We start from the raw sequence: 25,365 nt of genomic DNA, 5'->3' as shown, positions 1-25,365 counted from the left end.
TTAAGGAGGGGAAACTCCCATGACCAAACGAATCCATGTGCTGGAGCCGCAGGTAGCGGAGCTTATTGCCGCCGGTGAGGTGGTGGAGCGTCCGGCTTCCATCGTCAAGGAGCTGCTGGAAAACGCAGTGGACGCCGGGGCGCAGAAGATCACCATCGAGATCAAAAACGGTGGTATTTCCTATATCCGTGTCACCGATGACGGCGGCGGCATCGAGAAGGACGACCTTCCCGCGGCCTTTGTGCGCCATGCCACCAGCAAGGTGCGCACTGCGGCGGATCTCGAGCAGATCGGGTCGTTTGGCTTCCGGGGAGAGGCACTCGCGTCCATCGCCGCAGTGTGTAAAGTAGAAGTCCTTTCCAGGACTCCGGAGAGCATCTCCGGCGGACGGTATGTGATCCATGGCTCCCAGGAGGTGGATTTCTCCGATGCCGGCTGTCCGGTGGGAACCACCATCGTGGTGCGGGACGTGTTCTTCAATACCCCGGCCCGGATGAAGTTCCTCAAGAAGGACAGCACCGAGGCGGGCACCATTGCCAATATCGTGGACAAGATCGCCCTGGCAAATCCCCAGATCTCCTTCCGGTTTATCCGGGACGGGCAGGTCAAGCTGAACACTCCCGGCAACGGGGATCTGCTGTCGGTGATCTATGCGGTGTACGGCAAGGAGTTTGCCGCTGATATGATCCCGGTGAACTACACCCATGAGTTTGTGACAGTGAGCGGCTTTATCTGCCGACCCACTGCCAGCCGTTCCACCCGGAGCATGCAGAATTTCTTCATCAACTCCCGGTATGTGCGTTCCCGCACCTGTATGGCAGCGCTGGAGGAGGCCTACAAGTCCTCCATTATGACCGGCAAGTTCCCCGCCTGTGTGCTGAACGTGCAGATCCCTTTCAATACGGTGGATGTGAATGTCCACCCTGCCAAGATCGAGGTGCGCTTCTCCAACGAGCGCCCGGTCTTTGACGCAGTCTACCGGGGCTGCAAGGAGGCGCTGGGTACCGCCGGCGAAGCGGATTTTCTCCCCAAGGAGGAGCCGCCCAAGGCTGCACCCAGTCCCTTTGCGCTCAAGGACTTTGACCACACCGGCATGCAGCAGCGTATGACAGCGGCAGAGTACCGCAGCATGACCTCCGGCTCCCGGGAAAACCGCCCGGCGGCAAAGCCTGCCCCGGAGGCTCAGCGGAATGGCAGCCTTACCCTGCGGTCGCCCGGACTGGGGGAGGCGATGGAGGTCCTGCGGGAGCACCGTGCCGCATCGCCTGCGGGCAGCAGCTTCACTCCCCGGGAGAGTCGTCCGGCCTACACGCCCCAGGTCAAAACCTTCCTGGAGCCGGAAAAGCCGGCGCAGCCCGCCCGGAGTTCCGAGCCGGAGCCTGTCCGCATGCCTTCAAAGCCGGATAAGCCGGCTGAACCGGTGCGCCCGGCGATGGCTCAGGAGAAGGCAGAACCACCGGCACCGGCTGCGGCCCCGACCGTTCTCCTGACCGACGATACCGAGGAACAGGTGACCGACTACCGCATTCTGGGGGAGCTGTTCGGCACCTATATTATGGTGGAGTACAAGGACACTTTTGTGCTGATTGACAAGCATGCGGCACACGAGCGCATTCTCTATAACCGCCTGTGCCGGGAAACCAGCCTGGGCCAGCGGCAGATCCTGCTGGCGCCGGTGCCGGTGACTCTTTCCCGCCAGGAGTACGACGCGGCGCTCCGGGGGCTTCCGGCCTTTGAGCAGATCGGCTTCTTGCTGGAGGACTTCGGCAACGGCACAGTGCTGGTGCGGGAGATTCCCACCATGCTGCCGCTGGACGATGTCACCGGGGCAGTCCAGGAGGCCGCAGCCAAGCTGGCAGACGGACAGCAGCAGATGCTCCCCGAAACGGTGGACGAGCTGCTCCATTCGGTGGCCTGCAAGGCGGCAATCAAGGCCCATGACACCACCACTCTGCCGGAGATGGCACAGCTGGTGGAAGTGATCCGTCAGGATCGGGATGTGCGGTTCTGTCCGCACGGACGCCCGGTGTCGGTGACCATAACCCGGTCGGAACTGGAACGAAAATTCGGAAGGTTGGTTTGATGCAGTTGCAGACAGTACCCAATGAACAGGAAAAAATCCCGCTTCTGGTGATTGCCGGACCCACGGCGTCAGGCAAGACGAAGCTCTCCATTGACCTGGCAAAGCGGTTTGACGGGGAGATTGTTTCGGCGGATTCCATGCAGATCTACAAGAAGATGACCATCGGAACCGCTAAGCCTACTCCGGAGGAGATGGACGGGATTCCCCATCATCTCATCGACTTTGTGGAGCCGGGGGAGAGCTTCTCGGTGGCGGAGTATGTGGAACTGGCCCGGAAGGTGATCGCTGAGATCCATGCCCGGGGCAAGCTTCCCATTGTGGTGGGCGGAACCGGCCTCTATATCTCCTCGCTCATCGACAATGTGGAGTTTGCGGAGACTGGCTCCAGCCTGGAGATCCGGGAGAAATACAAGAAAATGGCGGAAGAAGAGGGCAAGGCTGCTGTTCTGGAAAAGCTGCGTGAGGTGGACCCGGAAACAGCCGCATCCCTCCATGAGAACAACATCGGACGGGTGATCCGGGCACTGGAGCTCTATGAGCTGACCGGAATGCCCATGTCCCGGCACAAGGAGCTCTCCAAGCGCCATCCGTCGCCCTATCGGCTCTGCTGTCTGGCGCTGGATTACCGCAGCCGCCAGACCCTCTACGACCGCATCAACCTGCGGGTGACCAAGATGGTGGAGGAAGGGCTTCTGGAGGAGGCCAGGGAGCTGATGGCGTCCGGGTATTCGGCAACGGCAGCCCAGGCCATCGGCTACAAGGAGCTGATCCCCTGGCTGGATGGCGAAGCCCCTCTGGAGGACTGTCTGGAGCGCATCCGGATGCAGTCCCGGCGCTATGCTAAGCGGCAGCTTACCTGGTTCCGGCGGGACGAGCGCATCCATTGGTTCTTCCCGGACGATTACAGTGATTATGATAATCTCTACAAAAATGTTGTGGATTATATAGAAAAAACTGCTCTGTTATGCTATACTAAAAGTTAATTGCACAGCCTGTTGATCCGGATTTTCCGCTTCTGACAGGAGTCCGGCCCATTCGGCAAAAATCGACCGGACCAGCGCTGTGCGGTATCTTTTCAGTCACGGAGAGTTTCGATGAAAAGTGATCGCTTTATCATTCAGACCATCTCAGTTGTCATCTGTCTGTTCCTGATTGTCTATGTATCATTCCATTCGGTCAATCTGGATTCCCAGCCCTATCAGACCGAGGTGGCACTGACCTATACCATCTCAGACAGCGTGGAGGCCTCGGGCGTGATCATCCGGGAGGAACAGCTCATCAGCGGACAAGCCTCCGGCGGCGTCGTGAGCTATCAGCAGAGCGATGGCACTGTGGTCCGGGAGGGTTCGGTCATTGCAGAGGTTTACAGTTCCTCCAGTGATATTTCGATCCGCCGTCAGATCCGGGCGCTGGAGGAGCAGATCACCGCTCTGCAGAAGGTATCGGATGCCCGCAGCGCGGAATACAGCAGTACCGAAACGGTCAACCGGCAGATCAACTCGGAGATCGATGACTATATCGCCCTGGTACACCAGGGACAGATCAGCAGCATTTCCGAGAACAAGAACGAACTGCTCTACCTGCTCAGCCAGAAGGATGTCATCATGGGGGAGACCGAGAGCTATGAATCCCGGATCACCCAGCTCCAGTCCGAGGTGGACTCGCTCACTTCCCAGCTGTCGGGCAGCCTGGTGCAGTACACCAGCCCGGAGATCGGCTATTTTGCCCGTATGACCGATGGTTATGAAAGCGTCCTCACACCGGACAGCATCGAAACCATGACGGTGGAACAGATCCGGAACTTCTCCCAGGAGAAGGTGGTGTTTGATAACTCCACTCTCGGCAAGATCGTCACCGACCACCACTGGTATTATGCGGCGGTTCTTCCCAAATCCGATTCTGAGAAATTCATCGTTGGGGATACCGTGTACCTCAACTTCAATATGTACAATATCACCCAGATCCCGTTCACGGTGGAGGAAGTCCGCACCGATGACAGCGATCCGGATAACTGTATGGTTCTGATGAGCACCAGCCACATGGTGCCGGAACTGCTGATGGTGCGCAACCCTTCGGTTCAGATCGACTTCACCTCCTATACCGGCCTGCGCATTCCGGCCAAGGCCAAGCGGTACGAAGGACAGCAGGTGGGCGTTTATGTGCTGGACGGCGATGTGGTACGCTTCAAGACCATCAATATCATCTATGAAAACAGTGAGTTCATTCTCTGCGGAGCCAACTCCGATCTGGAGCGGCCCCTGGAGATTTATGATCAAGTGATAGTAGAAGGGACTGACTTAAGCGATGGAAAACCTGTTGGATAGTAAAAAGGAGATCTTTGCGCATCTTGATACGATCTACGCAAACATCGAAAAGGCAGCGGCGGTGTCCGGTCGGAAGAAGGAGGACATTCAGCTGATGGCTGTCACAAAGACTGTGGAGCCGGAACGGGTGAACATGGCGATTGAATATGGTGTCCGGCTGCTGGGCGAGAACCGTGCCCAGGAACTGGTATCCAAGTATGACAGCTACAACAAGGACGGCGTGGACATCCACTTCATCGGTACCCTGCAGACCAATAAGGTCCGTCAGATCATTGACAAGGTATCGCTGATCCAGTCGGTAAACAGTCTGCATCTTGCCAAGGAGATCGACCGTCTGGCTGGCAGCCGTCTGGGTCACCCCATGGATATTCTCATTGAGATCAATATCGGTGATGAGGAATCCAAGTCGGGTATTTCCTATAAGGAAGCGGAGCCGCTCATTCTGGAAGCAGCTGCCATGCCCAATCTGCATGTACGCGGACTGATGTGCATCCCGCCGATCTGTGAGGACCCGGCAGAACTGGAGCGCTATTTTGAAAAAATGCACCGGTTATTTGTTGACATGAAAGAAAAAAACATAGATAATGTCAATATGGACTTTTTGTCTATGGGCATGTCGGGCGATTACGAAGCGGCGATCCGTCAGGGAGCCAACATTGTGCGGATCGGTTCGGCGCTGTTCGGCAAGCGAATCTATAAGGAGAAATAAAGAGTATGGGTGTAATGGATAAGTTCAAGAGTTTCATCGGCGTTCCGGACGATGAATTCTACGATGAGGAAGATGATTTCGATTTCATCGGCAATCGTTCCAACGACCGTGATGATGACTATGATGACCCGAAATCGAGAGGTGCTGGTATGCCGGATCTGGGCGATATTCCTACCAAGAAGAACAAAGTAGTCAATATTGCAGCTACAACACAGCTGCAGGTGGTACTGGTAAAGCCGGAGCGTTTTGAAGATGCCAGCTATATTGCCGACCATCTCAACGACAAGCGTACCGTGGTACTGAATCTGGAGAGTGCCTCCAAGGAAGTATCCCGTCGTCTGATCGACTTCCTCAGCGGTGTAGCTTATGCCAACGAGGGTCAGATCAAGCGTGTGGCTGCCTCCACTTATATCATTACTCCCCGCAATGTGGACTTTATGGGAGATCTGCTGGACGAGCTGGAAAACAATGGCGTATACTTCTGATCTGCCGCTTTCTGCTCTGTCCGGGGAAGAAAAACTGTTTCTGGAACGCATCCGGGATCTGGTGACGCTCTGCGATCAGCGGGGCATCCCCAGATTTTCGGCGTTTCTTGATGAACGCCAGCAGCGGATCGCACTTTCCGCCGGCTCCCTTCCCGGGGTGACCTGTGGATTCTGGGGCGGCTTCCCTGACGCAGAACGGAAGATGTTTTATGCGCTTCCGGACTACTGTTCACCGGAAGATGAATCACTCTATCCCATCCGGATCATCACAGCGGAGTTCCCGCGGCAGTATGCCCTGACGCACCGGGATTTTCTCGGCGCGCTGATGAATCTGGGGCTGCGCCGGGAGGCCATCGGGGATATCCTGGTGGGCGAGGGGAGAGCCGTGCTGTTTCTCTGGGAAACAGTGGCGGATCTGGTCCTTTCCGAGCTTTCCAAAGCCGGTCGGGTGGGCCTCAGGCTCACTGAAGGCCGTCCGGAGGAACTGCCGGCAGCCCATTCCTTCCAGGAGATCGCCGGAACCGTGAGCTCCATGCGGCTGGACTGTGTAGCGGCACTGCTGATCCGGGAGAGCCGGGAAACCACCGCCCGTCTGATCCGCAGCGGCCTGGTAACCGTCAATTCCGCCGTGGAGGAATCGGTGTCATTCCAGATCCATGCCGGGGATAAGATTGCGGTGCGGGGGCATGGCAAGTTCCGGATCAGTGAGATCGGTGCTCCCACCAAAAAGGACAGATTGCACATTACCTGTCAGAAATATATATAACAGGAGGCAAGCAGGACAATGACTTCGAAGGACATTGCATCGAAAAAATTTGAAAAGGCCAAGGGATTTGGCGGCTATAAGATCGATGATGTGGAAGATTTCATGGATCGGGTCGCTGAATATGTCGAGCAGCTGGAAAATGAAAAGCGGGATATGGAAAAGAAGCTCGCCGTGCTTGCCGATAAGCTGGAAGAATACCGTGCAGATGAGGACAGCCTCCGCACTGCACTTCTGGGGGCTCAGAAGCTGGGTGACAGCGTAATCAAGGAGTCCAAGACCAAGGCAGAGATCATTCTCCGGGATGCCAATATCAAGGCGGAGAAGATCATCGGGGACGCTCATCTCAAGGCAGATGAGGAACAGCGCCGGCTGGAGAGCATCAAGCGCTCGGTTTCCGAGTTCAAGAAGGACATCATTGCCCTGTACCGCGGACATCTGGAGACCATCATCAGCACCATTCCGGAAATGGATGTAAAGCCGGAAGCTCCGGAAGCAGAGGCTGCTGATGAGCCCGAGGAGCCCACTGTACAGCTGGACCGTGCGGAAGCCGCACCGGCTCCGGCAGAAGCTGCTGCTCCTTCGGATACCCTGGAATTCACTGTAACCTCGGATGAGGACGAAGAGGAACCGGAAACTGTGCCGGTATCCAGAGAACCCAGCCTCCAGACTGCCGGAACCATCCGGGTTCTGAGCACCGAAGAGGAAGAAGTACGGGAATCCAAGTTCGGCCCGCTGCGTTTCGGCGATAAATTCAGCCTGACACGCACGGATGAACACCCGGCCAAACGCAGACGGTAACGCCTGTTTTTATCATATTATTTCAATAAATCAAAGGGAGAGTTACACAACCATGGCGCAGGATTACAACAAGACCTTGAATCTGCCGCAGACCGACTTTGCAATGCGTGCTTCGCTGCCGCAGCGTGAGCCGGGTATGCTGGCTGAATGGAACGAGGAGAATCTATACCAGAAGATGGTAGACCGCAATGAGGGCAAGCCCACTTATATTCTGCATGACGGCCCTCCGTACGCCAACGGTGATATCCATCTGGGTACCGCTCTGAACAAGGTGCTCAAGGATATGATCGTCCGCTCCAAGAATATGACCGGCTATCAGTCCCCCTATATCCCTGGCTGGGATACCCACGGACTGCCCATTGAGCTCAAGGCTCTGAAGAAGGTCGGCGTTACAGCGGATATTTCTCCTCTGGAACTGCGTCAGCACTGCAAGGATTTTGCTCTTTACTATATGGACAACCAGCGCACCCAGTTCAAGCGTCTGGGTGTTCTGGGCGATTTTGACAACCCGTATCTGACCCTCCGTCCGGAGTTTGAAGCCCGTCAGGTGGAGATCTTCGGCGAGATGGCAAAGAAGGGTTACATCTACAAGGGCCTGAAGCCGGTACATTGGTGCTCGCACTGCGGCACTGCCCTGGCTGAGGCTGAAATTGAGTATGCCGATGATCCCTGCTATTCGGTTTATGTCAAGTTTGAAGTAACCGACGACAAGGGTAAGCTGTTCTCCATGGGCGCTGTGCCTGGCAAGACCTATGTGGTGATCTGGACTACAACCACCTGGACCCTGCCGGCAAACGTTGCCATCTGCCTGGGACCCAACTTTGACTATGCACTGCTCAAGGCAAACCGGGAAGGCGAGACTGAGTACTATGTAGTTGCCAAGGAGCTGGCTGCCAATGTAATGCAGGAAGCCGGCATCGAGGAATATGAGATCATCGGTACTGTCAAGGGCAGCGAGCTGGAGTATGTGGAGTGTGCCCATCCGTTCCTGGACCGCAAGTCCATCCTGATCCTCGGCGATCATGTTACTCTGGACAGCGGTACCGGCTGCGTTCACACCGCTCCCGGACATGGTATGGACGACTTTATGGTCGTAACCCAGCACTATCCTGAGATCCCCTTCACTGTTCCGGTGGATTCCGAAGGCCGTATGACCGAGGAAGCCGGATTCTCTGCCGGCCTGACCACTGACGAGGCCAGCAAGGTGATTGCCAAGCACATCCATGAGAGCGGACATCTGCTGGCTACCAAGAAGCTGCGTCACCAGTATCCGCACTGCTGGCGCTGCAAGGAGCCGATCCTGTTCCGTGCCACAGAACAGTGGTTCTGCTCGGTGGATCACTTCAAGGATGAGGCTGTACAGGCTGTCAAGAATGTCAAGTGGATTCCCGGCTGGGGCGAAGAGCGCATGACCCAGATGGTACAGGAGCGTGCCGACTGGTGTATTTCCCGTCAGCGCAACTGGGGTGTTCCGATCCCGGTATTCTACTGCAAGAAGTGCGGCAAGTACCACATTGACGATGCCAGCATCAAGGCCGTAGCGGATCTGTTCCGCAGAGAGGGCTCGGATGCCTGGTACAAGTATTCCGCTGAGGAGATTCTGCCCAAGGGTACAACCTGTAAGTACTGCGGCGGCACTGAGTTCACCAAGGAAACCGACATCATGGATGTATGGTTTGACTCGGGTGTAACCCATGCGTCGGTACTGATGGACCGTCTGGGCAAGTGGCCCTGCGACCTCTACCTGGAGGGTGCTGACCAGTTCCGCGGCTGGTTCCAGTCTTCGCTGCTGACCGCTGTGGCCTGGAAGGGTCAGGCTCCTTATAAGGCAGTCTGCTCCTGCGGCTGGGTTGTAGATGGTCAGGGCCGCAAGATGAGTAAGTCCCTGGGCAATGGTATTCTGGCTCAGGAAGTTGTGGATGAGTACGGTGCAGATATTCTGCGTCTGTGGGTTGCATCCTCGGATTACCATGCAGATATCCGTATCTCCAAGGAGATCCTCAAGCAGCTCTCGGAAGTATACCGCAAGATCCGCAACACTGCCCGGTATATCCTCGGCAACCTCTTCGACTTCAATCCCGATACCGACAGCGTAGCCTATGAGGACCTGATGGAAGTAGACCGCTGGGCTCTGGCTAAGATGAATGATCTGGTCAAGGTAGCACGGGAAGCCTATGACAGCTTCGAGTTCCATGACATCTATCATGGCGTATACAACTTCTGTATCGTAGATATGTCCAACTTCTATCTGGACATCATCAAGGATCGTCTGTATACTGAGGCTGCACATTCTCTGTCCCGTCGGGCGGCACAGACCACCATTTACCGAATTCTGCGGGATCTGACCCTGGTTCTGGCTCCTGTCCTGGCCTACACTGCGGATGAGATCTGGAAGTCGATGCCGAAGAGCAGCACACTCAACTGCGAGCATCCGGTTCTCAACGATATTCCTGAGTATGATCCCAGCCTGTCTGGTCAGGAATTCATGGCAAAGTGGGATCGCATCCATGCTGTGCGTGACGATGTCAACAAGGCTCTGGAGCTGGCTCGAAATGAGAAGATGATCGGTAAGAGCCTGGAAGCCAAGGTTGTACTGCACTGCTCGGATGAGGTTCTGGCTCTGCTGGAGCCTGTGGCAGAGGATCTGCCGATGGTATTCATCACTTCGCAGGTAGAGCTGCAGAAGGGCGGAGAAGCTGCCTTCACCGGCGAAGTTGCCGGCCTGGGCGTTACTGTAATGCCTGCTGAAGGCGAAAAGTGCGAACGCTGCTGGGCTTACCGCGGTGATATTGGTGCCGATCCGGCCCATCCGACTCTGTGTGCCCGCTGCGCCAAGGCAATCAGCGAATAATCAAGCAATACTGATATTTCAAAACGACAAATACGGCAAGTGATAACAGCTTGCCGTATCTTGTTATTGGAGGACTTATGGCAGGACTTAAATTTGTTGTCTTTATTCTGGTACTGATGGACCAGCTTTTCAAACTCTGGGCTTATAATGTCACCGCAATGACCGATTTCAACATTATCCCTGGCGTGTTCCGGATCAGCTATGTGGAGAACTACGGTGCGGCATTCAATCTGTTCACCGGTTCCCGCTGGCTGCTCATCGGCGTGACTGGCGTGCTGCTGCTGATTATCGGTTATCTGATCTTTGGCAAGAAGATCACCGACGAGACTCTTCTCTCCGGCCTGAGCATGATTCTGGCTGGCGGTCTCAGCAACCTGATCGACCGTATTCTGCGGGGTTATGTGGTTGACTGTCTGGACTTCACCCAGCTGATCAATTTCCCGGTATTCAACTTTGCGGATGTCTGTGTTGTAATGGGCGCAGCCATGCTGATCTATTATGTACTCATTGAGGAGCCGAAGAAGAAAAAGAAGGCTGCCGCCGCAGTTGAGGAGCAGGGAAACTAAGTGGAACAGCTGAGTTTTCCCATTGGAGCAGAGCTGGATCAGAGCCGTGTGGATGCAGCCGCAGCTGAACTGACCGGGCGTACCCGATCCCAGGTTCAGGCGCTGATTGCCGATGGTCTGGTGACCGTGGACGGCAAGCCGGTGCAGAAAAATACCCGGCTGAAAGCAGGGCAGGAGCTGGCAATTTCCATTCCTGACCCGGTGGAGCTGGCAGCAGTTCCGCAGGATATTCCGGTGGACATCGTCTATGAGGACGAGAGCGTCATTGTGGTAAACAAGCCAAAGGGTATGGTGGTGCATCCGGCGCCGGGTAATCCCGATGGCACCTTGGTGAATGCCCTGCTGTGGCATTGCCGGGGAAAGCTCTCCTCCATCAATGGTGTGATCCGCCCTGGAATCGTGCACCGTATTGATCGGGATACCAGCGGTTTGCTGCTGGTGGCAAAGACCGATCAGGCGCATCTCTCCCTGTCGGAGCAGATCAAGGCCCACAGCTGTGACCGGGTGTATCAGGCGGTGGTCTATGGGCGCATGAAGGAGCCGGAGGGCCGGGTGGATGCTCCCATCGGGCGCAATCCACTGGAGCGCAAGGAGATGTGTGTCACAGCCAAGAATTCCAAGGAAGCAGTCACCAATTATCGGGTGCTGCAGGAGTATGAGGGATTTTCCCATCTGGAGCTCCGGCTGGAAACGGGTCGTACCCATCAGATTCGGGTTCACATGGCTTATCTGGGGCATCCGGTAGCCGGAGATCCGGTCTATGGCCCGAAAAAGGTGATCAAGAGCCTGGAAGGGCAGTGCCTCCATGCCAAGAGCATTGCGTTTGATCATCCGGTCACAGGGGAGCGGATGCGCTTCGACAGTGAACTCCCCGCTTATTTTACCGATTTTCTGCGGACCCTGCGTCCGCTGTAAGACAGCATCAACCAGAACCGGAAAGGAGTCGTTATGGGTTACAAACTCTCGGATATTTATCTGTTCAGCGATTTTGATGGAACGCTCCACAGTGCGACAGAGGGGATTCCCCAGCGCAATCTGGACGCATTGCAGCGCTTTGTGCAGAAGGGCGGACATTTTGGTCTGGCAACTGGTCGGGCACCTTTCTCCGCAAAGGAGTTCCTGCATCTGCTGCCGATCAATTCGCCTTGTCTGTGTGTCAATGGCGGTGCTGTGTATGATATGCAGAAGGACGAGTACATCTATACCGACTTCCTGCCGGAACAGGCAAGAGATTACATCGAAAAGATCCTGAGCAGCTATCCCGAGCTGGACACCGCTGTTCTGACCGATCAGGCCTATTATTATGTGGCTGATCCGGAACTGGCAGCTGGTCGGATGAAGCTGCAGAACTATACAGTGAATCCCTATATGCGTCAGCCGATGGAAGGGAACTGGTTCAAGGCAACTTTCAATTGCCGGGGCGATGACGCACGCCGGTATACCGACCTGCTCAATAGCCGGGGCTGGGAGGGAGTACGTTTCACCTGTTCGGACAGCTACTTTATTGAGATGCTCCCGGTGGATACCTCCAAGGGCAACGCCATCCGGAAGATGTGCGAACGCCTGGGCATCAATATCGATCAGACCGTAGCAGTCGGGGACTATTACAACGACATCGAGATGTTTGAGGCCGCCGGCTTCTCTGCCTGTGTGGCTGGAGCGCCGGAGGAGATCAAACAGCTGGTGGATAAAGTTCTGGTGAGCTGTGAGGAAGGTGCTGTGGCCCAGCTGATCGAACTGCTGGAAGCCAAATACGAGGGCTGATAAATCCCTATGAAAAAAGAAGCCGGTAACGGCTTCTTTTTTGTTTTGCATTGGACACAGAGTGTTGCCGAAGCAGGGCAAGGAAATCCTGAGTCCAATAGACACAAGGCGGTCCCATCGGAGAGAGACCCATCACATGCCGCAGGACTATGGACGCAAGATCAGCTCCGGGCGGTCTGCGATTCCGAAATAGACAATCCGATCTTCTGGATTGATCTGCCCGGGGCGTGTCCGACAGAAGGCATAGTGACCTGTCCGCTTTGCATAGAATGCAGGGAGGAGGGGACAGGATGCGTCGGTACTGGCAATACAAACAGAGGTGGCGGCAGATCTCCGGCTTCCGGCGGTGGCTGCTGCCAGGGATTCTGATCGGAGCGCTTCTCTTCCGTGGTGTGGCAATGGCAGAGGAGAGCCGGAAACCGGACTTCAGCTCTCTGCCTGTCCCGGATTATGCGACCATGGCACCGATCACCATCAACTATCCGCTTACCCCTCCGCTCAGCGGGAAAATCACATCGGGGTTCGGGTACCGGCTCCATCCGGTGACTGGTGAACGGGATTTCCATACGGGAATTGACATTGCCGCTGCCGAGGGTACACCGGTTGTGGCGGCATTGCCCGGCACAGTCACAGAAGTCGGCTATGATGGCATCTATGGAAACTATGTGCGGATGAGTCACGGTACCAATATTGAAACCCGGTATTGTCATTGCAGTGAAATTCTGGTGGAGGAGGGGAGCCAGCTCCGGGAAGGGGAGCGTATTGCGCTGTCCGGAAGCACCGGCATGACAACAGGAGCACACCTGCACTTCGAGGTGCTGGCGGATGGGCTGTTGGCTGACCCAGCATCTGTCCTGGAGGTGCATCACGATGCTTGAACTGCACATCGGACGGCTGCGCTTCTGCTTTGGGTTTTCCTTTTTCCTCCTGCTGGCAGTGGTATGCCGTTGGCAGGCTGGTTCCATGCTGCTGCTCTCCTTTTTGGCAATTCTGCTGCATGAGATAGGCCATTTATTGGCTATGCTGCTGACAAAAACAGCTGTAAAGTTTATAAACTTTACAGCTTTTGGCGTCCATATTGTCCGCTCTGCCGTGCAGTTTGTGCCTCCGTTGCGGCTGGTAGTGGTCTATCTGGCTGGGCCGACGGTCAATCTGCTGCTTGCGCTGCTGTTTCTCGGCAGCTCCCGGGAGGGCATGGCAGTGTATTTCGGTGCGGTGAACCTGCTGCTGGGTTTGCTGCACCTGCTGCCCGCCGGCAGTCTGGACGGCGCCTGTGCCCTGCGGGAGGCACTGAGCTTTCTTCTGCCCGGGCGCTGGGTCAAGCCGGTGGCTGGGCTCACTTCCCTGGCTGTACTGCTGGGCCTGGTTCCGGTGATGGGCGGGCTGGCAGGGAAGATCAGCCCCACAGCCATGCTGCTATGGGTCTATCTGCTCGTTGCCACCTTCCGGGAATACTGAATCTGTATTTTGACAAAGAAAAAACGCGGCGGAGATATTCCGTCGCGTTTTTTGGGTTATTCCACAGTGACCGATTTGGCAAGATTCCGGGGTTTATCCACATCACAGCCGCTCTGAACTGCCTTATAGTAGGCAATCAGCTGCATAGCAATGGCAGCGGTGAAGGGCATGAATTCGTCGGCTGCTTCCGGCAGATCGATCCGGAAGTCATAGGCATCCGCATCCACGGTTTCACTCTCCCGACAGATCAGCAGGGTCTTGGCACCACGGGCCTTGACCTCCTTCATGTTGCTGACAGTTTTGGGCAGCACTACCTGCTGGGTAGCCAGAGCAATTACCGGCATGCCATCGGTAATCAGCGAAATCGGGCCGTGCTTGAGTTCACCGGCTGCATAGGCTTCGCTGTGCAGGTAGCTCAGCTCCTTGAGCTTGAGGCTGCCTTCCAGAGCCAGCGCATGATCCAGTCCCCGTCCGATATAGAACAGGCTGGGGCAGTCGATGGCCTTTTCTACAATATCCGGAACAGTCTTGGTCAGCTCCAGAGCCTGCTCCATGGTGTTCCGGCAGTCCAGCAGCTGATCGGTCAGCGACCGGCATTCATCCGGCTGGATCATGCCGTTTTTCAGACCCAGTTCCAGGGCCAGCAGGAACATGACTGCCATCTGCACGGTAAATGCCTTGGTGCTGGCTACGGCAATTTCCGGTCCTGCATGGGTGTAGATCACATGGTCTGCCTCCCGGGCGATGGACGAGCCGATCACATTGATGACGCCCAGAGTGTCGGCACCCTTCTGCTTGGCAAGGCGCAGGGCAGCCAGGGTATCAGCAGTTTCGCCCGACTGGGAAATGACGATCACCAGGTCGCCGGGGCCTACGATGGGGTTATTGTAGCGATATTCCGATGCCACATCCACGCTCACCGGAATCCGTGCAAACCGTTCGATGAGGTTTTTGCCCACGGTACCGGCGTACATGGCTGTACCACAGGCAACAATCTGGATATGGCGGCGGTTCTCAAAGAAGTCCTCAGGGATTTCGTCCCGCTCGAAGTTGGGCAGACCGTCCTTTACATGGGGAACAACGGTTTTACTGAAGGCTTCGGGCTGTTCATAAATCTCCTTGAGCATGAAGTGGTCAAAGCCGCCCTTCTGTGCCTGTTCCACATTCCAGTGGGCGTGGCTCAGCTCCCGGGAAACAGGGGAGAGGCTGCTGTCATAGATATGGATCGCCTCCGGGGAGATCTCCACAATGTCGCCGTCCTCCAGGACATAGTAGTCCTTGGTGTACTTGAGGGTGGCAGAAATATCCGAGAGAATGAAGTTCTCACCCTGGCCCACAGCGGCAATCAGCGGACTGTCCTTCCGGGCGCCATAGACACGGTCCGGATGGTCGTCAAAGAGAATGGCAAAGGCATAGGAACCCTCGATCCGGGCCAGCGCCTTGGAGATTGCCTGGAGCGGATCACCCTCATACAGCGAGGAGATCAGATGGGCAGCTACTTCGGTATCGGTCTGGGATACAAAGTGATAGCCCTTGGCAATGAGTTCTTCCTTGAGTTCCAGATAGTTTTCGATGATGCCGTTATGCAGCAGCGATACATGATCGGAACGGTGGGGATGGGCGTTGATGTCGCTGGGGACGCCATGGGTAGCCCAACGGGTATGGGCAATGCCGCAGGTACCGGTCAGCGGGGAGAAGGCAAGCTTTTCCTCCAGCTTCTGGATGCGGCCCTGGGATTTTACGGTGCGGATGACGCCATCCTCAAAAACAGAGATACCCGCAGAATCATAGCCGCGGTATTCCAGGTTGCGCAGTCCTTCCAGCAGTACTTCGGTGGCCTGTCTGAAGCCACTGTATCCAACTATACCACACATAATCGTATTACTCCTTATTCAGTTTTGAAAGTTCACATATATAAAGCGATTTCAAATTCATTTTTATGCCGGGAAACCGGCTGATATGTGTTCCGTGGACAGGGTTCTGTCGGTTTGGTTTCCCAAAGGTTTTGTCCGCTGTCCTGCGCTCCGGAACCGAGCGGGGAGGCACCCGCCGAATCGTTCGATACTCCTCCCGCCTCGTCAACCATACAGGTTCTGGCGCTTTGATGTTTGTTAGTCTGTCTGTTGATGGTCACCTCCATTGATGAAACTGTCCTTTGCTGTCCGCAGTCACCTCCTTTGATGGATTTTATTCATTATCGCACACTTCGGTGGGAAATGCAAATCAAATCTCCTCTTCCGTACAGTGGAAGTCCGGACGGTCCAGAAGACAGAAACTCAGATGGAGCGCATCAAATACACGCTCTACCGTATCGAGCTTGGGATTGGTGCAGCCGTTTTCCAGATCACAGTAGTGCCGGGTGCTGATCTCACAAAGGTCAGCCATGGCTTCCTGGGAGAGATGGTGTTCCAGGCGGTACCGGCGCAGAATCCGGCCCACCCGATGGGACGCAGTCACAACAGAACACCTCCGGAATCAGGATCAGTCAAAACGACAGTCAGCGCAGCTTTTTGCCGCACTCGGGACAGTACAGATAGTCCGACTGGAGTTCGGCTCCGCAGTAGGGACAGAACCGAGGGGCGTCGGAATCACTGCTGCGCACAGGAATATCGTCCTGACCGGCATACCGGGGGTCCAGAGGGTCCATTTCCTCCCGGGAGTCCACAATATCGAAGCTGGAAAACCGGTCTTTCTGGCTGGCGTTATGGAAGTTGTACCAGGCCTGAACGAGAGCCATGGCAATGAAGATCACGCCGAAGAAAGCGAAAAATCCGCCGCCGCTCTGCAGAACAACGATGATCCAGAACACACCGAACAGAGCGGCGAACAGAGCGGAGATACCGCCCATCATGGAAGGACCGCGGCCGGGCTTGATACTTTTCATATTAAAAACCTCCCCGATATTAAAAGGCAAAAATCATGTTTCAGTAGCCTGTACAAAGGACTGAAGGGCAGACGGCAAATACCGGCCTGCTGAGGCTATTATATCATATTTTCGCTGTACTGTGTTAAAAATTTGTGTATTTTGCAGGAGGGTCTGCACTGGCTTCTCAGCCGATGAGGGAGAGACAGCTGGCAAGAGCATCGTCCCCCTCGGAAACGGTATAATCCGGCTGGGTGCCTGCTGCTTCATTGCCGCTGCCGTCGGCGTTCAGCCCGTAAAATACGCTGAACCGCACCACCAGCCCGCTTTCCGGCAGAGCAAACAGCATGGGGTCAGCGATTCCGCCATCGCCGCCGGTGGGTTCGCCCACCAGCGTTGCAAAGCCGGTATTCTTGCAGAAGGCTGCAAAATTCTCCGAGGCGGAGTAGACACCTTCGTCCACCAGCACCCAGATCTTCCCGGGGTAGGGAGAGGAGGCAGGCTCAAACTCAGTGACGCCGCAGACGCAGTGGGTGAAGCCCTCCGCAGCCGGCTGCAAATTGTCCGGCAGCGCGGAGATTTCCTGGGCAGTCAGGCCGAGGGTGTCAAGGTAGGCCCGGGTCTCCTCGGTGAGGTTCAGCAGGTACCACCGCTCGGAGTGCAGCAGCCGGGCGGCATTGGGGCGCACCAGCAGATCTTCCCAGTACCGGTCACTGCCGCCGCCGTTGCCGCGCAGATCGATGATCAGATTGGATACCTGCCGGATCTCGGCAAAGAAGCTTTCCAGCTCTGTCCGGGCCGCTTCGTAGCCGGTGAGCGCAAAGCTGTCGATCTTCAGGTAGGCGGCATTGCCGTCCGCCAGGATTTCAGAGGTGATGCCGGAGGATTCAGCAGCCGGGACGGAATTTTCCGCTCCGCTCTGATACTCTGCCTTGAGCCCGATGGTACTGCGGAATCCTGTATGGCTCTGATCCAGCAGACTGTATGTGTGCTGTACCTTCGGGGATTCCAGCACCGAGCGGATCATTGCGATGGAGTCCTGCTCCCGGTCCGAGAGCAGGGAACTGCCGCTGTCCAGCGTGTCCAGGTACAGCCGGTACATGCTCCCGTCCAGGACCGAGAGATGCCCCAGCCCCTGGAATTCACCCAGGAACTGCCCGATCTCCTTGAAATAGGCAATATCGGTGTCAGTTCGGGCGATTTCCTCCCGGGCTGACTGGTACAGCTCTGAACGGTTCAGTCCGGCCTGTTCTGCCTCCTTCCAGAAGGGATAGTTCCGGTCGAGCAGGGTGCAGAGCGCATCGAAGTCCTGGAGCTTCTGTTCGGTAGTAAGCCCCAGGATGGTCTGGGTGCGCTGGTTCTGGTAACGCAGGAACCCAAAGGCGGCAGCAGCGGTCAGTCCAAGGACGCACAGACCGGCTGTGAGGAGTTTCAGGGAGCGTTTCATATATGGCCTCCGGCAAAGAAATTCTGATTTTATTGTAGGGATTTTTGCGGAAGAATGCAAGGGAAACCCCGGAAAAGGGCATAAAACGGACATTTTTTGTAAACAGACAGTTGACAATGTGAATGTTCTGTGATAGAATGAACAAACATCAGGTAGAGGCGCGGTTTGTAATGAGTACCGCAGACAGTAAAAGCTGGATCGTCAGCCGTCTGTGGGAAAGGTGTCAGCCGCCGAAATGAAGCAGAGGACGATCCGCTGTTTCGTTGGGCCGTCAGAATAAGATCTGACGGACTGTCACATCTGTGAAGCGCTGCTGACGGGTGAGCCCTTTCAGCGGTGCATCTGTGAAGCGCTACCATTCCTACACTTGTGATGTATCATCTGGCTGTGGATTTTCCGCAGCGGGAGCTTTTGTATTTCACAGGCCATGGAGCGTCTCACGGGACTGCGCCATGGTCTTTTCTTTTTGACTGGACCATGGGGAACCACCAAGTGAGAATGAAAAGGAGAAACTGACATGAGTATTGCAAGAAGACTGTCCGCAGCGGCACTGGCCGCACTGATGACCCTGGGCCTGACCGCTTGCTCCGGCGGGGAAGAGAGCAGCACTGCTGCCAAGAGCGGCCTGGAGGACGGCGTCCTGACCGTTGCCATGGAATGTGCCTACGCCCCTTACAACTGGACTCAGGCCGATGATTCCAATGGCGCTGTGCCGATCAAGGATTCCAATAACTATGCCAACGGCTATGATGTGATCATTGCCAAGAAGCTGGCTGAGGAACTGGGCGTGGAGCTGGAGATTGTCAAGAGCGACTGGGACAGCCTGATCCCGGCTGTACAGTCCGGTACAGTGGACTGTGTTATCGCTGGTCAGTCCATTACCGCAGACCGTATGCAGCAGGTGGACTTCACTGAGCCCTACTTCTATGCTACCATCGTCACTCTGACCAAGTCGGATTCCCAATATGCTTCGGCTGCCAGCGTAGCAGATCTCAGCGGTGCCACTGCCACCAGCCAGATGAACACCATCTGGTACAACAACTGCCTGCCCCAGATCCCGGACGCCAATATCCTGCCGGCTCAGGCAGATGCTCCGGCTATGCTGGTTGCTCTGAACAGCGGCACCTGCGACATCGTGGTAACCGATAAGCCCACTGGTCTGGCAGCCTGCGTTGCTTACTCTGACTTCACCATGCTGGACTTCACCGGCACCGAGGGTGAGTTCGAGGTTTCGGATGAAGATATCAACATCGGTATCTCTCTCAAGAAGGGTAACACTGAGCTCAAGGAGAAACTGGACAGCGTACTCTCCACTATGACAGAAGAGGACTTTACTGAACTGATGGATCAGGCAATCAGCGTTCAGCCGCTGAGCAAGTGATCCGGCGCAATTTAGATTAGGAGGGAAAATCCTATGGCACTCCCTGAGGCGAATGACTTTTTCGGCTGGGTGGCATATATTCTGAATGAATACGGCTCCATGCTCCTTTCGGGTGCGTGGAAAACCATGGTGATCGCAGTGATCTCCACAGCCATCGGCTGTGTGATCGGCTTTGCGGTGGGCATTGTGCAGACAATCCCCACCAACCGCCAGGAGAATCCGGTGCACTGGGCAGTGGTAGGCTTCTTCAAGGCTCTGCTCAATGCCTATGTAGAGATCTTCCGCGGTACTCCCATGATGGTACAGGCTGCTTTCATTTACTATGGCGCAGCCATGCTGTTTGACATCCACATGGGCACCTGGACTGCGGCCCTGTTCATTGTATCCATCAATACCGGCGCCTATATGGCGGAAACAGTCCGGGGCGGTATTCTTTCCATCGATCCCGGTCAGACCGAAGGCGCCATGGCCATCGGCATGAATCACATGCAGATCATGACCAATGTCATTCTGCCTCAGGCACTGCGCAATATCATGCCCCAGATCGGCAACAACCTGATCATCAACATCAAGGATACCTGCGTTCTGTCGATCATCAGCGTTGTAGAGCTGTTCTACAATGTCAAGAGCATCGTCGGTGCCACCTATGCGTTCTTCCCGGCCTATTCCATTGCCATGGTGATCTACTTTATCCTCACCTTCACCTGCTCGAGAATCCTGCGGGTGATCGAGGACCGTATGGCTGGCCCGGACAGCTATGACCTTGCCATGAACGATACTCTCATGGGTGAGGGCATGACCAAGTACCGTCCCCGCCCGGTGGAGACCAATGCCGACTACCGTGCCCGTCAGGAGCAGCCCGAAACCAGCGAAGGAGGTATGTGAAATGTCGGAAACCATCATTGAAGTACGCCATCTTCAGAAGACATTCGGAAACCATACCGTTCTTCGGGATATGGACTTTACTGTCCGGGAAGGCGATGTCACCAGTATCATCGGCGCATCCGGCAGCGGTAAATCCACCCTGCTGCGGTGCATCAATCTGCTGGAGCGTCCTTCTGCCGGTGAGATCCTGTTCCACGGCAAGCCCATCTCCGCAAAGGGGAATGACGCCTGTGCCTACCGTGCCAAGGTGGGAATGGTATTCCAGAGTTTCAATCTGTTCAACAATATGACTGTGCTGGAAAACTGCATGGTCGGCCCCATCAAGGTGCTGGGCAAGAAGCCGGAGGAGGCCCGGGCCACTGCCATGCGCTTCCTGGAGAAGGTGGGAATGGCTCCCTATGTAAATGCCCGTCCCCGGCAGCTCTCGGGCGGTATGAAGCAGCGTGTCGCCATTGCGCGTGCCCTTGCCATGGAGCCGGAGGTGCTGCTCTTTGATGAGCCCACCTCGGCACTGGACCCCCAGATGGTAGGGGAGGTGCTCTCGGTTATGCGCCAGCTGGCAGAGGAAGGCCTTACCATGATCGTGGTAACCCATGAGATGGCCTTTGCCCGGGATGTGTCCAGCCATGTGGTGTTCATGGCGGATGGCGTGATCTGTGAGGAGGGCACTTCGGAAGAGGTGTTCGGCAATCCGCAGAACCCCCGCACCCAGGAGTTCCTGTCCCGCTTCACCAATCGCTGATAATCTATAAGGAAAAGCCCTCGGAGGATTCCTCCGGGGGTTCTTTTTTTTGCGTGCCGTGCCAGGGGAGAAAATGACGCTCTTATGCGGTGAAATGCAATTTTATAAAAGTTATCCGTCATATTGAAAGCAAAATGACGAAAATCCTGCGTAAAAATCCTGCAAAAAGTGTTGATTTTACTTCGCATATCGAGTATGATAGAAACGACTTGAAATTTCATGGCTGTTATAGATTCAAAATGCGTATCGGATTTGACGCAGACAGCCGAAAGGAGATTCATTGACATGGCATTTGATTATGAATATTCCCCGTCCCGGGACCGAGGCAGCTGCAGCACTATTATTGTCGGCAAGGATGCCTCTGCCACAGGATATGTACTGGTAGCTCATAACGAAGATGACTACGACTGTGTGATCCAGGTCCACAAGGTTCCCCGTATCCGTCATAAGCCCGGTGAGACCATCCGCTTTGCGGATGCCAAGGGTGTGATCCCCCAGGTGGAGGAGACCTATGCCTATCAGTGGTCGGACTTCCGCTGTGAGGGCGGCATCTCCTTTGCGGACTGTTTTGTAAATGAATGGGGTGTGGCAGTGGTTTCCAACGCCTGCCGTCCCAGCAGGATCGGCGAGGAAAAGCCCGAGGATATGGGAATCGGCTATGGTCTGCGCCGTCTGGTGGCAGAGCGTGCCCGTTCCGCCCGGGAGGCCGTGGAGATTGCCGGCGCCCTGATTGAGGAGTTCGGTTATACCAGCGGACGCAGCTATCAGTTCTGCGATAAGAACGAGGCCTGGGTGTTCCAGATTCCCACAGGCCGCCGGTATGTTGCCAAGCGTATCCCGGACGACCATGTCTACATGATCCCCAATAACTACACCATCCATGAGGTGGATTTCGCAGACGCTGAGCACAAGAACTGCTACTTCTCCAAGGATCTGGTGGAGTATGCTATGAAGAATGGTTGGTATCAGCCTGCTGTTCCCGGTGATTACAGCGACTTTGACTTTGCGAGAGCCTATCAGGACGGCCCGGACAAGGTACATAACCTGATCCGTGCCCGTCAGACCTGGCCCATGCTGCTGGGAGAGCGCCCTGAGGAGTGGCGTCCCTTCTCCCGCAAGGCACCCCGGAAGTACACCGTAGCAGAGCTGCGCCGTCTGCTGTCCAGCCACTTTGAGGGCACCGAGGACGATTACAACAACGGTTATGAGCGCAATCCGCACATTGACCGTGATCCTTGTCCGCTCTGCAACGCCATGACAGCGGAATCCTCGGTGATCGAGTTTGCGGAAGAGCCGGCAATGACCTGTATCTGGCGCGCGGCTCCCAAGCCGTGCATCAGCCCCTATGTGCCGTGGTACCTGGGCGCCAAGCGGGCTCCGAAGGGCTATCAGTGGCTGCCGGTGACTGTCAGCCAGGATACCCACTTCGCACCGGGTGAGGAGGAGCTGCATATTGATGTGTCCAAGGCATTCTGGGCATTCCGTGTTCTGCAGTACTTCACCGAGTTTGACTACAAGGGCACCCATGAGACTATCCGCAAGTCGGCAGACGAGCTGGAAGCTGCCTGGGACGCAGAACAGCCTGCCTTCCGTGAAAAGTGCCGCAGCCTGCTGAAGGAGGCTCCGGAGCTGGCGGAGGAACTGCTCTCGGCCTATACCGAAGCACAGGCACAGAAGGCCTGGGATTGGGCCTGGAAGATGGTAGAGCAGCTGGGCGAGGAGCGCATTCTCAAGAACAGCTCCACCCGGTACCTGCCTCCGGAAAATGTCTGAGTTTTCCACAGATCGAAGAACAGCGCACTGTCCCTGATCTCCGGACAGACCGCATAAAATCCGAAAAGCCGGTATGTCCGCTGGGATATACCGGCTTTTTTTGGATGAAACAGGGCTTTTCAGGGGCTGCGGCACTGTGTTAGAATAAAATCAGAGGAGTATGCTCCACAGGAACCTTACTGCGCAGACTTTTGACAGGAGGGATCACGATGAAGAAACTCAGTTTGGCTCTGGCGCTGGCGACAGCCCTGGCGTCGCTGCAGATTGCGTACGGCAATATGGCGGCTCCGTCAGAACCGGATATGGGGGCAGCTGTCACGCTGGAGGAGAATGAGAGCCTTGCGGTGCGCTCGGAGGTGCTGGACATTGTCATTGACGGTGAGACGGCCCGGATCACAGCGACCTATCAGATGGAGAACACCACCGATGAGCCGGTGGCTACCCAGTCGATGTTCCTGTCGCCGAATATGGAGTATGCCGGCGTACAGGTGACCGTAGACGGGCAGGAGGTTCCCTATGAAGCCGAGAGCTTTGCCTTGCACTATGACACCAGAATTCAGACCGAGGACTGGCGCTATGCAGTCCTGACCCGTGGGGAAACCGCCGCCTGGGACAGGGATAAGACGGTGGACACTGTCACATTCCAAATGGACTTTGAGCCCGGGGAAACCTGTGATGTGGTGGTTTCCTATACCTATGCGCTGGGCGGGTATCCGGGGTATGACTTCAATGAGAAGCGGGGAGAGCTGCGCTATTATCTCACTCCGGCTGCCCTGTGGAATGGCTTCGAGGACCTGACCATCAATCTGACCCTGGGAGAGGATATGCCGGTGCTCAAGGGCAGCAGCCTGGAATTTGAAAAGGTGGGGGAGAGAAGCTACCGCTACCATTCCGCTGCGCTCCCCGGGGAGGATCTCTGGATCACTGTGGACGAAAACTGGTACCAGAACATCTTCAGTACCCTGCGCAGCCCCTATCTGATGATGACGCTCACCATGATGGCACCGTTTCTTCTGATCGCCGCCGCTGTGGTGATTCTGCTCATCTGGCTCTTTGTACGCAGACGGCGCCGGAACCGGCACTGACAGTCCCGCAGAAAGAAAAACCCGGAAGGAAAGCAGCTGCTTTCCTTCCGGGTTTTCTGCTGTGCGTGGGTCACATGGGGATCAGTGCAGGATCATGTTCACATAGGCGCCGGGACGCATATTGGCGTGATAAGGACCGCTCTTCGAAGTCACCAGACCATAGATGGTCAGGCGGCCGGAATCCAGGATCTCATCCGCGAAGATGCTGCCGGTGATCTCTGCGGTGGCAGAGCCGGAAACAAAGAGATTGCCGCGCATGATGCCGTTGAGCTGGAAATGGCTGTTGTCCTTGACATCCACATTGCCGTACAATGTGCCCTTCAGGGTGACATTGGCGCCGGAAGTGACGATCAGATCGTCATAACAGATGTTGTCAATGACGGTGTCCTCCGTGATAGTGCGTACGCTCATGGGAAATACCTCCATTCAAGCGGCTTCGTCAGCTGAACGGAGCCAGGTTTTATAGGGAATTTAATAAAAAAACAGGCTTAGGGTTCCATGGTAATGCGTTCCTTGACCGTGCTGGGAACAACAATCATATTTTCCTGGCAGTGACAGTGCTTCTTGGAAGGATCGATGGCAGCGATGGCCTTTACGGTGATCCGACCGAACTTGTCAGCGCAGTCCCGGTAGCAGTCGAAGATGTTTTCACCCTGCCAGCTGGTATCCACAACGCCCTCGGCGAAGTTGCTGACGATGTAGGCACCGGCATAGCAGGCGCCGATGGCACGGGACAGATAGGCCTCCACTGCGATGGTGTGGGCAGTGAGGTCAGCACCCATGGTGCGGAGCATCCGGACTTCCGAAGGAGTCTCGAACCGGGGCGGTTCGGTGTTGCCATAGACGCCGCGGCTGAAGATGCGGTTGTTCTGACCGGCATAGACTTCCCGTGCAGCCTGAACCAGCAGATTACGCAGGTCAGGGCAGAGGGGGTCGTTCATGCGGGGGATATTGTTGGTGAAGTGATGGATGTTGCTGGGGCGCTTGGTCATATCGATGAAATCATGGGGCACCACAACATCACCGGGATCGAGCAGGGGATTGATGCCGCCGGCACTGCCCTCAGCCACAATATATTCCACACCGGCCTGCTGGAATACCCAGAACACCTGCTCCGAAGGGGTGTTCCAGGGGGCCAGGCCGTGGAAGCCATGGAAGGGCACAGTCAGCACCTGACGGGGCTGACCATCAGCGGTGAGGGAGCCATCCAGCTCAAACAGCTTCATGGGCACAGTGGTGCCAAAGGGGGTTTCAAACTCCATATCCCGCTGCAGGATGCGGATGCCTTCAATGCCGGTGTTTTCCGGATATTCGCCGGCCCAGGTGCCGGAGCCGCCGATGACAGCATAGCGGACCTTGGGGATTTCCTTCATAATCATGATGAT

General features: G+C 55.9%; 24 protein-coding genes and 1 riboswitch. Of the genes, 18 read left to right on the top strand and 6 right to left on the bottom strand.

Going from position 1 to position 25,365, the window contains the following annotated elements:
• Positions 1-19: 19 nt before the first annotated feature.
• The 13 genes from mutL (at position 20) to H9X81_RS04865 (ending at position 13,804) form a co-directional block, all read left to right on the top strand.
• A complete protein-coding gene (gene mutL / locus H9X81_RS04925; RefSeq protein ID WP_204720293.1) occupies positions 20-2,083 on the top strand; it encodes a DNA mismatch repair endonuclease MutL in 2,064 nt (687 codons plus the stop codon).
• Positions 2,083-3,066 carry a tRNA (adenosine(37)-N6)-dimethylallyltransferase MiaA gene (gene miaA, locus H9X81_RS04920; protein ID WP_204720291.1) on the top strand — a complete coding sequence of 328 codons (984 nt, stop codon included), beginning with the start codon at positions 2,083-2,085 and terminating at the stop codon, positions 3,064-3,066. Before mutL ends, miaA begins: the two co-directional genes overlap by 1 nt.
• A 111-nt stretch (positions 3,067-3,177) precedes the next feature.
• Positions 3,178-4,407 (top strand): HlyD family efflux transporter periplasmic adaptor subunit, encoded by a 1,230-nt coding sequence (locus H9X81_RS04915; protein WP_204720289.1) that lies wholly within the window; start codon positions 3,178-3,180, stop codon positions 4,405-4,407.
• Positions 4,388-5,116, top strand: coding sequence for a YggS family pyridoxal phosphate-dependent enzyme (locus H9X81_RS04910; RefSeq protein ID WP_177502416.1), 729 nt, complete (start codon positions 4,388-4,390; stop codon positions 5,114-5,116). The genes H9X81_RS04915 and H9X81_RS04910 overlap by 20 nt, the downstream gene beginning before the upstream one ends.
• Positions 5,117-5,121: 5 nt before the next feature.
• A complete protein-coding gene (locus H9X81_RS04905; protein ID WP_177502417.1) occupies positions 5,122-5,601 on the top strand; it encodes a cell division protein SepF in 480 nt (159 codons plus the stop codon).
• Positions 5,585-6,367, top strand: a complete 783-nt coding sequence (locus H9X81_RS04900) for an RNA-binding protein (RefSeq protein WP_204720287.1) — start codon at positions 5,585-5,587, stop codon at positions 6,365-6,367. Before H9X81_RS04905 ends, H9X81_RS04900 begins: the two co-directional genes overlap by 17 nt.
• Before the next feature lie 18 nt (positions 6,368-6,385).
• Positions 6,386-7,165 (top strand): DivIVA domain-containing protein, encoded by a 780-nt coding sequence (locus H9X81_RS04895; RefSeq protein WP_204720285.1) that lies wholly within the window; start codon positions 6,386-6,388, stop codon positions 7,163-7,165.
• A gap of 52 nt (positions 7,166-7,217) precedes the next feature.
• The gene (ileS, locus tag H9X81_RS04890; RefSeq protein ID WP_204720283.1) at positions 7,218-10,016 is read left to right on the top strand and encodes an isoleucine--tRNA ligase; all 2,799 of its coding nucleotides are present in this window, start codon (positions 7,218-7,220) and stop codon (positions 10,014-10,016) included.
• A gap of 77 nt (positions 10,017-10,093) precedes the next feature.
• Entirely contained in the window at positions 10,094-10,582 is a 489-nt protein-coding gene (lspA, locus tag H9X81_RS04885; RefSeq protein WP_177502421.1) for a signal peptidase II, read from the top strand.
• A complete protein-coding gene (locus H9X81_RS04880) occupies positions 10,583-11,497 on the top strand; it encodes an RluA family pseudouridine synthase (protein ID WP_204720281.1) in 915 nt (304 codons plus the stop codon).
• Positions 11,498-11,530: 33 nt separating this feature from the next.
• The gene (locus H9X81_RS04875) at positions 11,531-12,346 is read left to right on the top strand and encodes an HAD family hydrolase (RefSeq protein WP_177502423.1); all 816 of its coding nucleotides are present in this window, start codon (positions 11,531-11,533) and stop codon (positions 12,344-12,346) included.
• A 290-nt stretch (positions 12,347-12,636) separates the two neighbouring features.
• Positions 12,637-13,224 (top strand): M23 family metallopeptidase, encoded by a 588-nt coding sequence (locus H9X81_RS04870; protein ID WP_204720279.1) that lies wholly within the window; start codon positions 12,637-12,639, stop codon positions 13,222-13,224.
• Positions 13,217-13,804: a hypothetical protein gene (locus tag H9X81_RS04865; RefSeq protein ID WP_204720277.1), complete on the top strand. Its 588-nt coding sequence runs from the start codon at positions 13,217-13,219 to the stop codon at positions 13,802-13,804. The genes H9X81_RS04870 and H9X81_RS04865 overlap by 8 nt, the downstream gene beginning before the upstream one ends.
• A 56-nt stretch (positions 13,805-13,860) precedes the next feature.
• Here the strand turns inward: H9X81_RS04865 and glmS are convergent, their stop codons facing one another.
• From glmS to H9X81_RS04845, 4 genes are all read right to left on the bottom strand, one after another.
• Entirely contained in the window at positions 13,861-15,678 is a 1,818-nt protein-coding gene (gene glmS, locus H9X81_RS04860; RefSeq protein ID WP_204720274.1) for a glutamine--fructose-6-phosphate transaminase (isomerizing), read from the bottom strand.
• A gap of 349 nt (positions 15,679-16,027) precedes the next feature.
• A complete protein-coding gene (locus H9X81_RS04855; RefSeq protein ID WP_204720272.1) occupies positions 16,028-16,261 on the bottom strand; it encodes a helix-turn-helix domain-containing protein in 234 nt (77 codons plus the stop codon).
• A 40-nt stretch (positions 16,262-16,301) separates the two neighbouring features.
• Positions 16,302-16,688, bottom strand: coding sequence for a zinc ribbon domain-containing protein (locus H9X81_RS04850; RefSeq protein WP_177502428.1), 387 nt, complete (start codon positions 16,686-16,688; stop codon positions 16,302-16,304).
• 166 nt (positions 16,689-16,854) lie between these two features.
• A complete protein-coding gene (locus H9X81_RS04845; protein WP_204720270.1) occupies positions 16,855-18,114 on the bottom strand; it encodes a S41 family peptidase in 1,260 nt (419 codons plus the stop codon).
• 145 nt (positions 18,115-18,259) lie between these two features.
• Positions 18,260-18,435, top strand: a riboswitch (Lysine riboswitch).
• 196 nt (positions 18,436-18,631) lie between these two features.
• On the opposite strand from H9X81_RS04845, the gene H9X81_RS04840 reads away from it, so the two are divergent.
• The 5 genes from H9X81_RS04840 (at position 18,632) to H9X81_RS04820 (ending at position 23,980) form a co-directional block, all read left to right on the top strand.
• Complete coding sequence (locus tag H9X81_RS04840) at positions 18,632-19,495, top strand: transporter substrate-binding domain-containing protein (RefSeq protein ID WP_191391990.1); 864 nt, start codon at positions 18,632-18,634, stop codon at positions 19,493-19,495.
• Positions 19,496-19,528: 33 nt separating this feature from the next.
• On the top strand, positions 19,529-20,380 hold the full coding sequence (locus tag H9X81_RS04835) for an amino acid ABC transporter permease (RefSeq protein WP_204720268.1): 852 nt from the start codon (positions 19,529-19,531) through the stop codon (positions 20,378-20,380).
• Position 20,381: 1 nt separating this feature from the next.
• Positions 20,382-21,122, top strand: coding sequence for an amino acid ABC transporter ATP-binding protein (locus H9X81_RS04830; protein ID WP_207751024.1), 741 nt, complete (start codon positions 20,382-20,384; stop codon positions 21,120-21,122).
• Between the two features lie 285 nt (positions 21,123-21,407).
• Complete coding sequence (locus H9X81_RS04825; protein ID WP_204720266.1) at positions 21,408-22,895, top strand: C69 family dipeptidase; 1,488 nt, start codon at positions 21,408-21,410, stop codon at positions 22,893-22,895.
• Between the two features lie 209 nt (positions 22,896-23,104).
• Entirely contained in the window at positions 23,105-23,980 is an 876-nt protein-coding gene (locus H9X81_RS04820) for a hypothetical protein (RefSeq protein ID WP_204720263.1), read from the top strand.
• Positions 23,981-24,061: 81 nt separating this feature from the next.
• Here H9X81_RS04820 and H9X81_RS04815 read toward each other — a convergent pair whose 3' ends face one another.
• Positions 24,062-24,391, bottom strand: coding sequence for a hypothetical protein (locus H9X81_RS04815; RefSeq protein ID WP_177502473.1), 330 nt, complete (start codon positions 24,389-24,391; stop codon positions 24,062-24,064).
• Positions 24,392-24,468: 77 nt separating this feature from the next.
• Positions 24,469-25,359, bottom strand: a complete 891-nt coding sequence (locus H9X81_RS04810) for an MTAP family purine nucleoside phosphorylase (protein ID WP_177502474.1) — start codon at positions 25,357-25,359, stop codon at positions 24,469-24,471.
• Positions 25,360-25,365 lie beyond the last annotated feature (6 nt).

This window comes from Hydrogenoanaerobacterium saccharovorans, from assembly GCF_016901815.1.
Taxonomy (GTDB): domain Bacteria; phylum Bacillota; class Clostridia; order Oscillospirales; family Ruminococcaceae; genus Avimicrobium; species Avimicrobium caecorum.
This window is presented reverse-complemented; position numbering and strand designations above follow the sequence as displayed.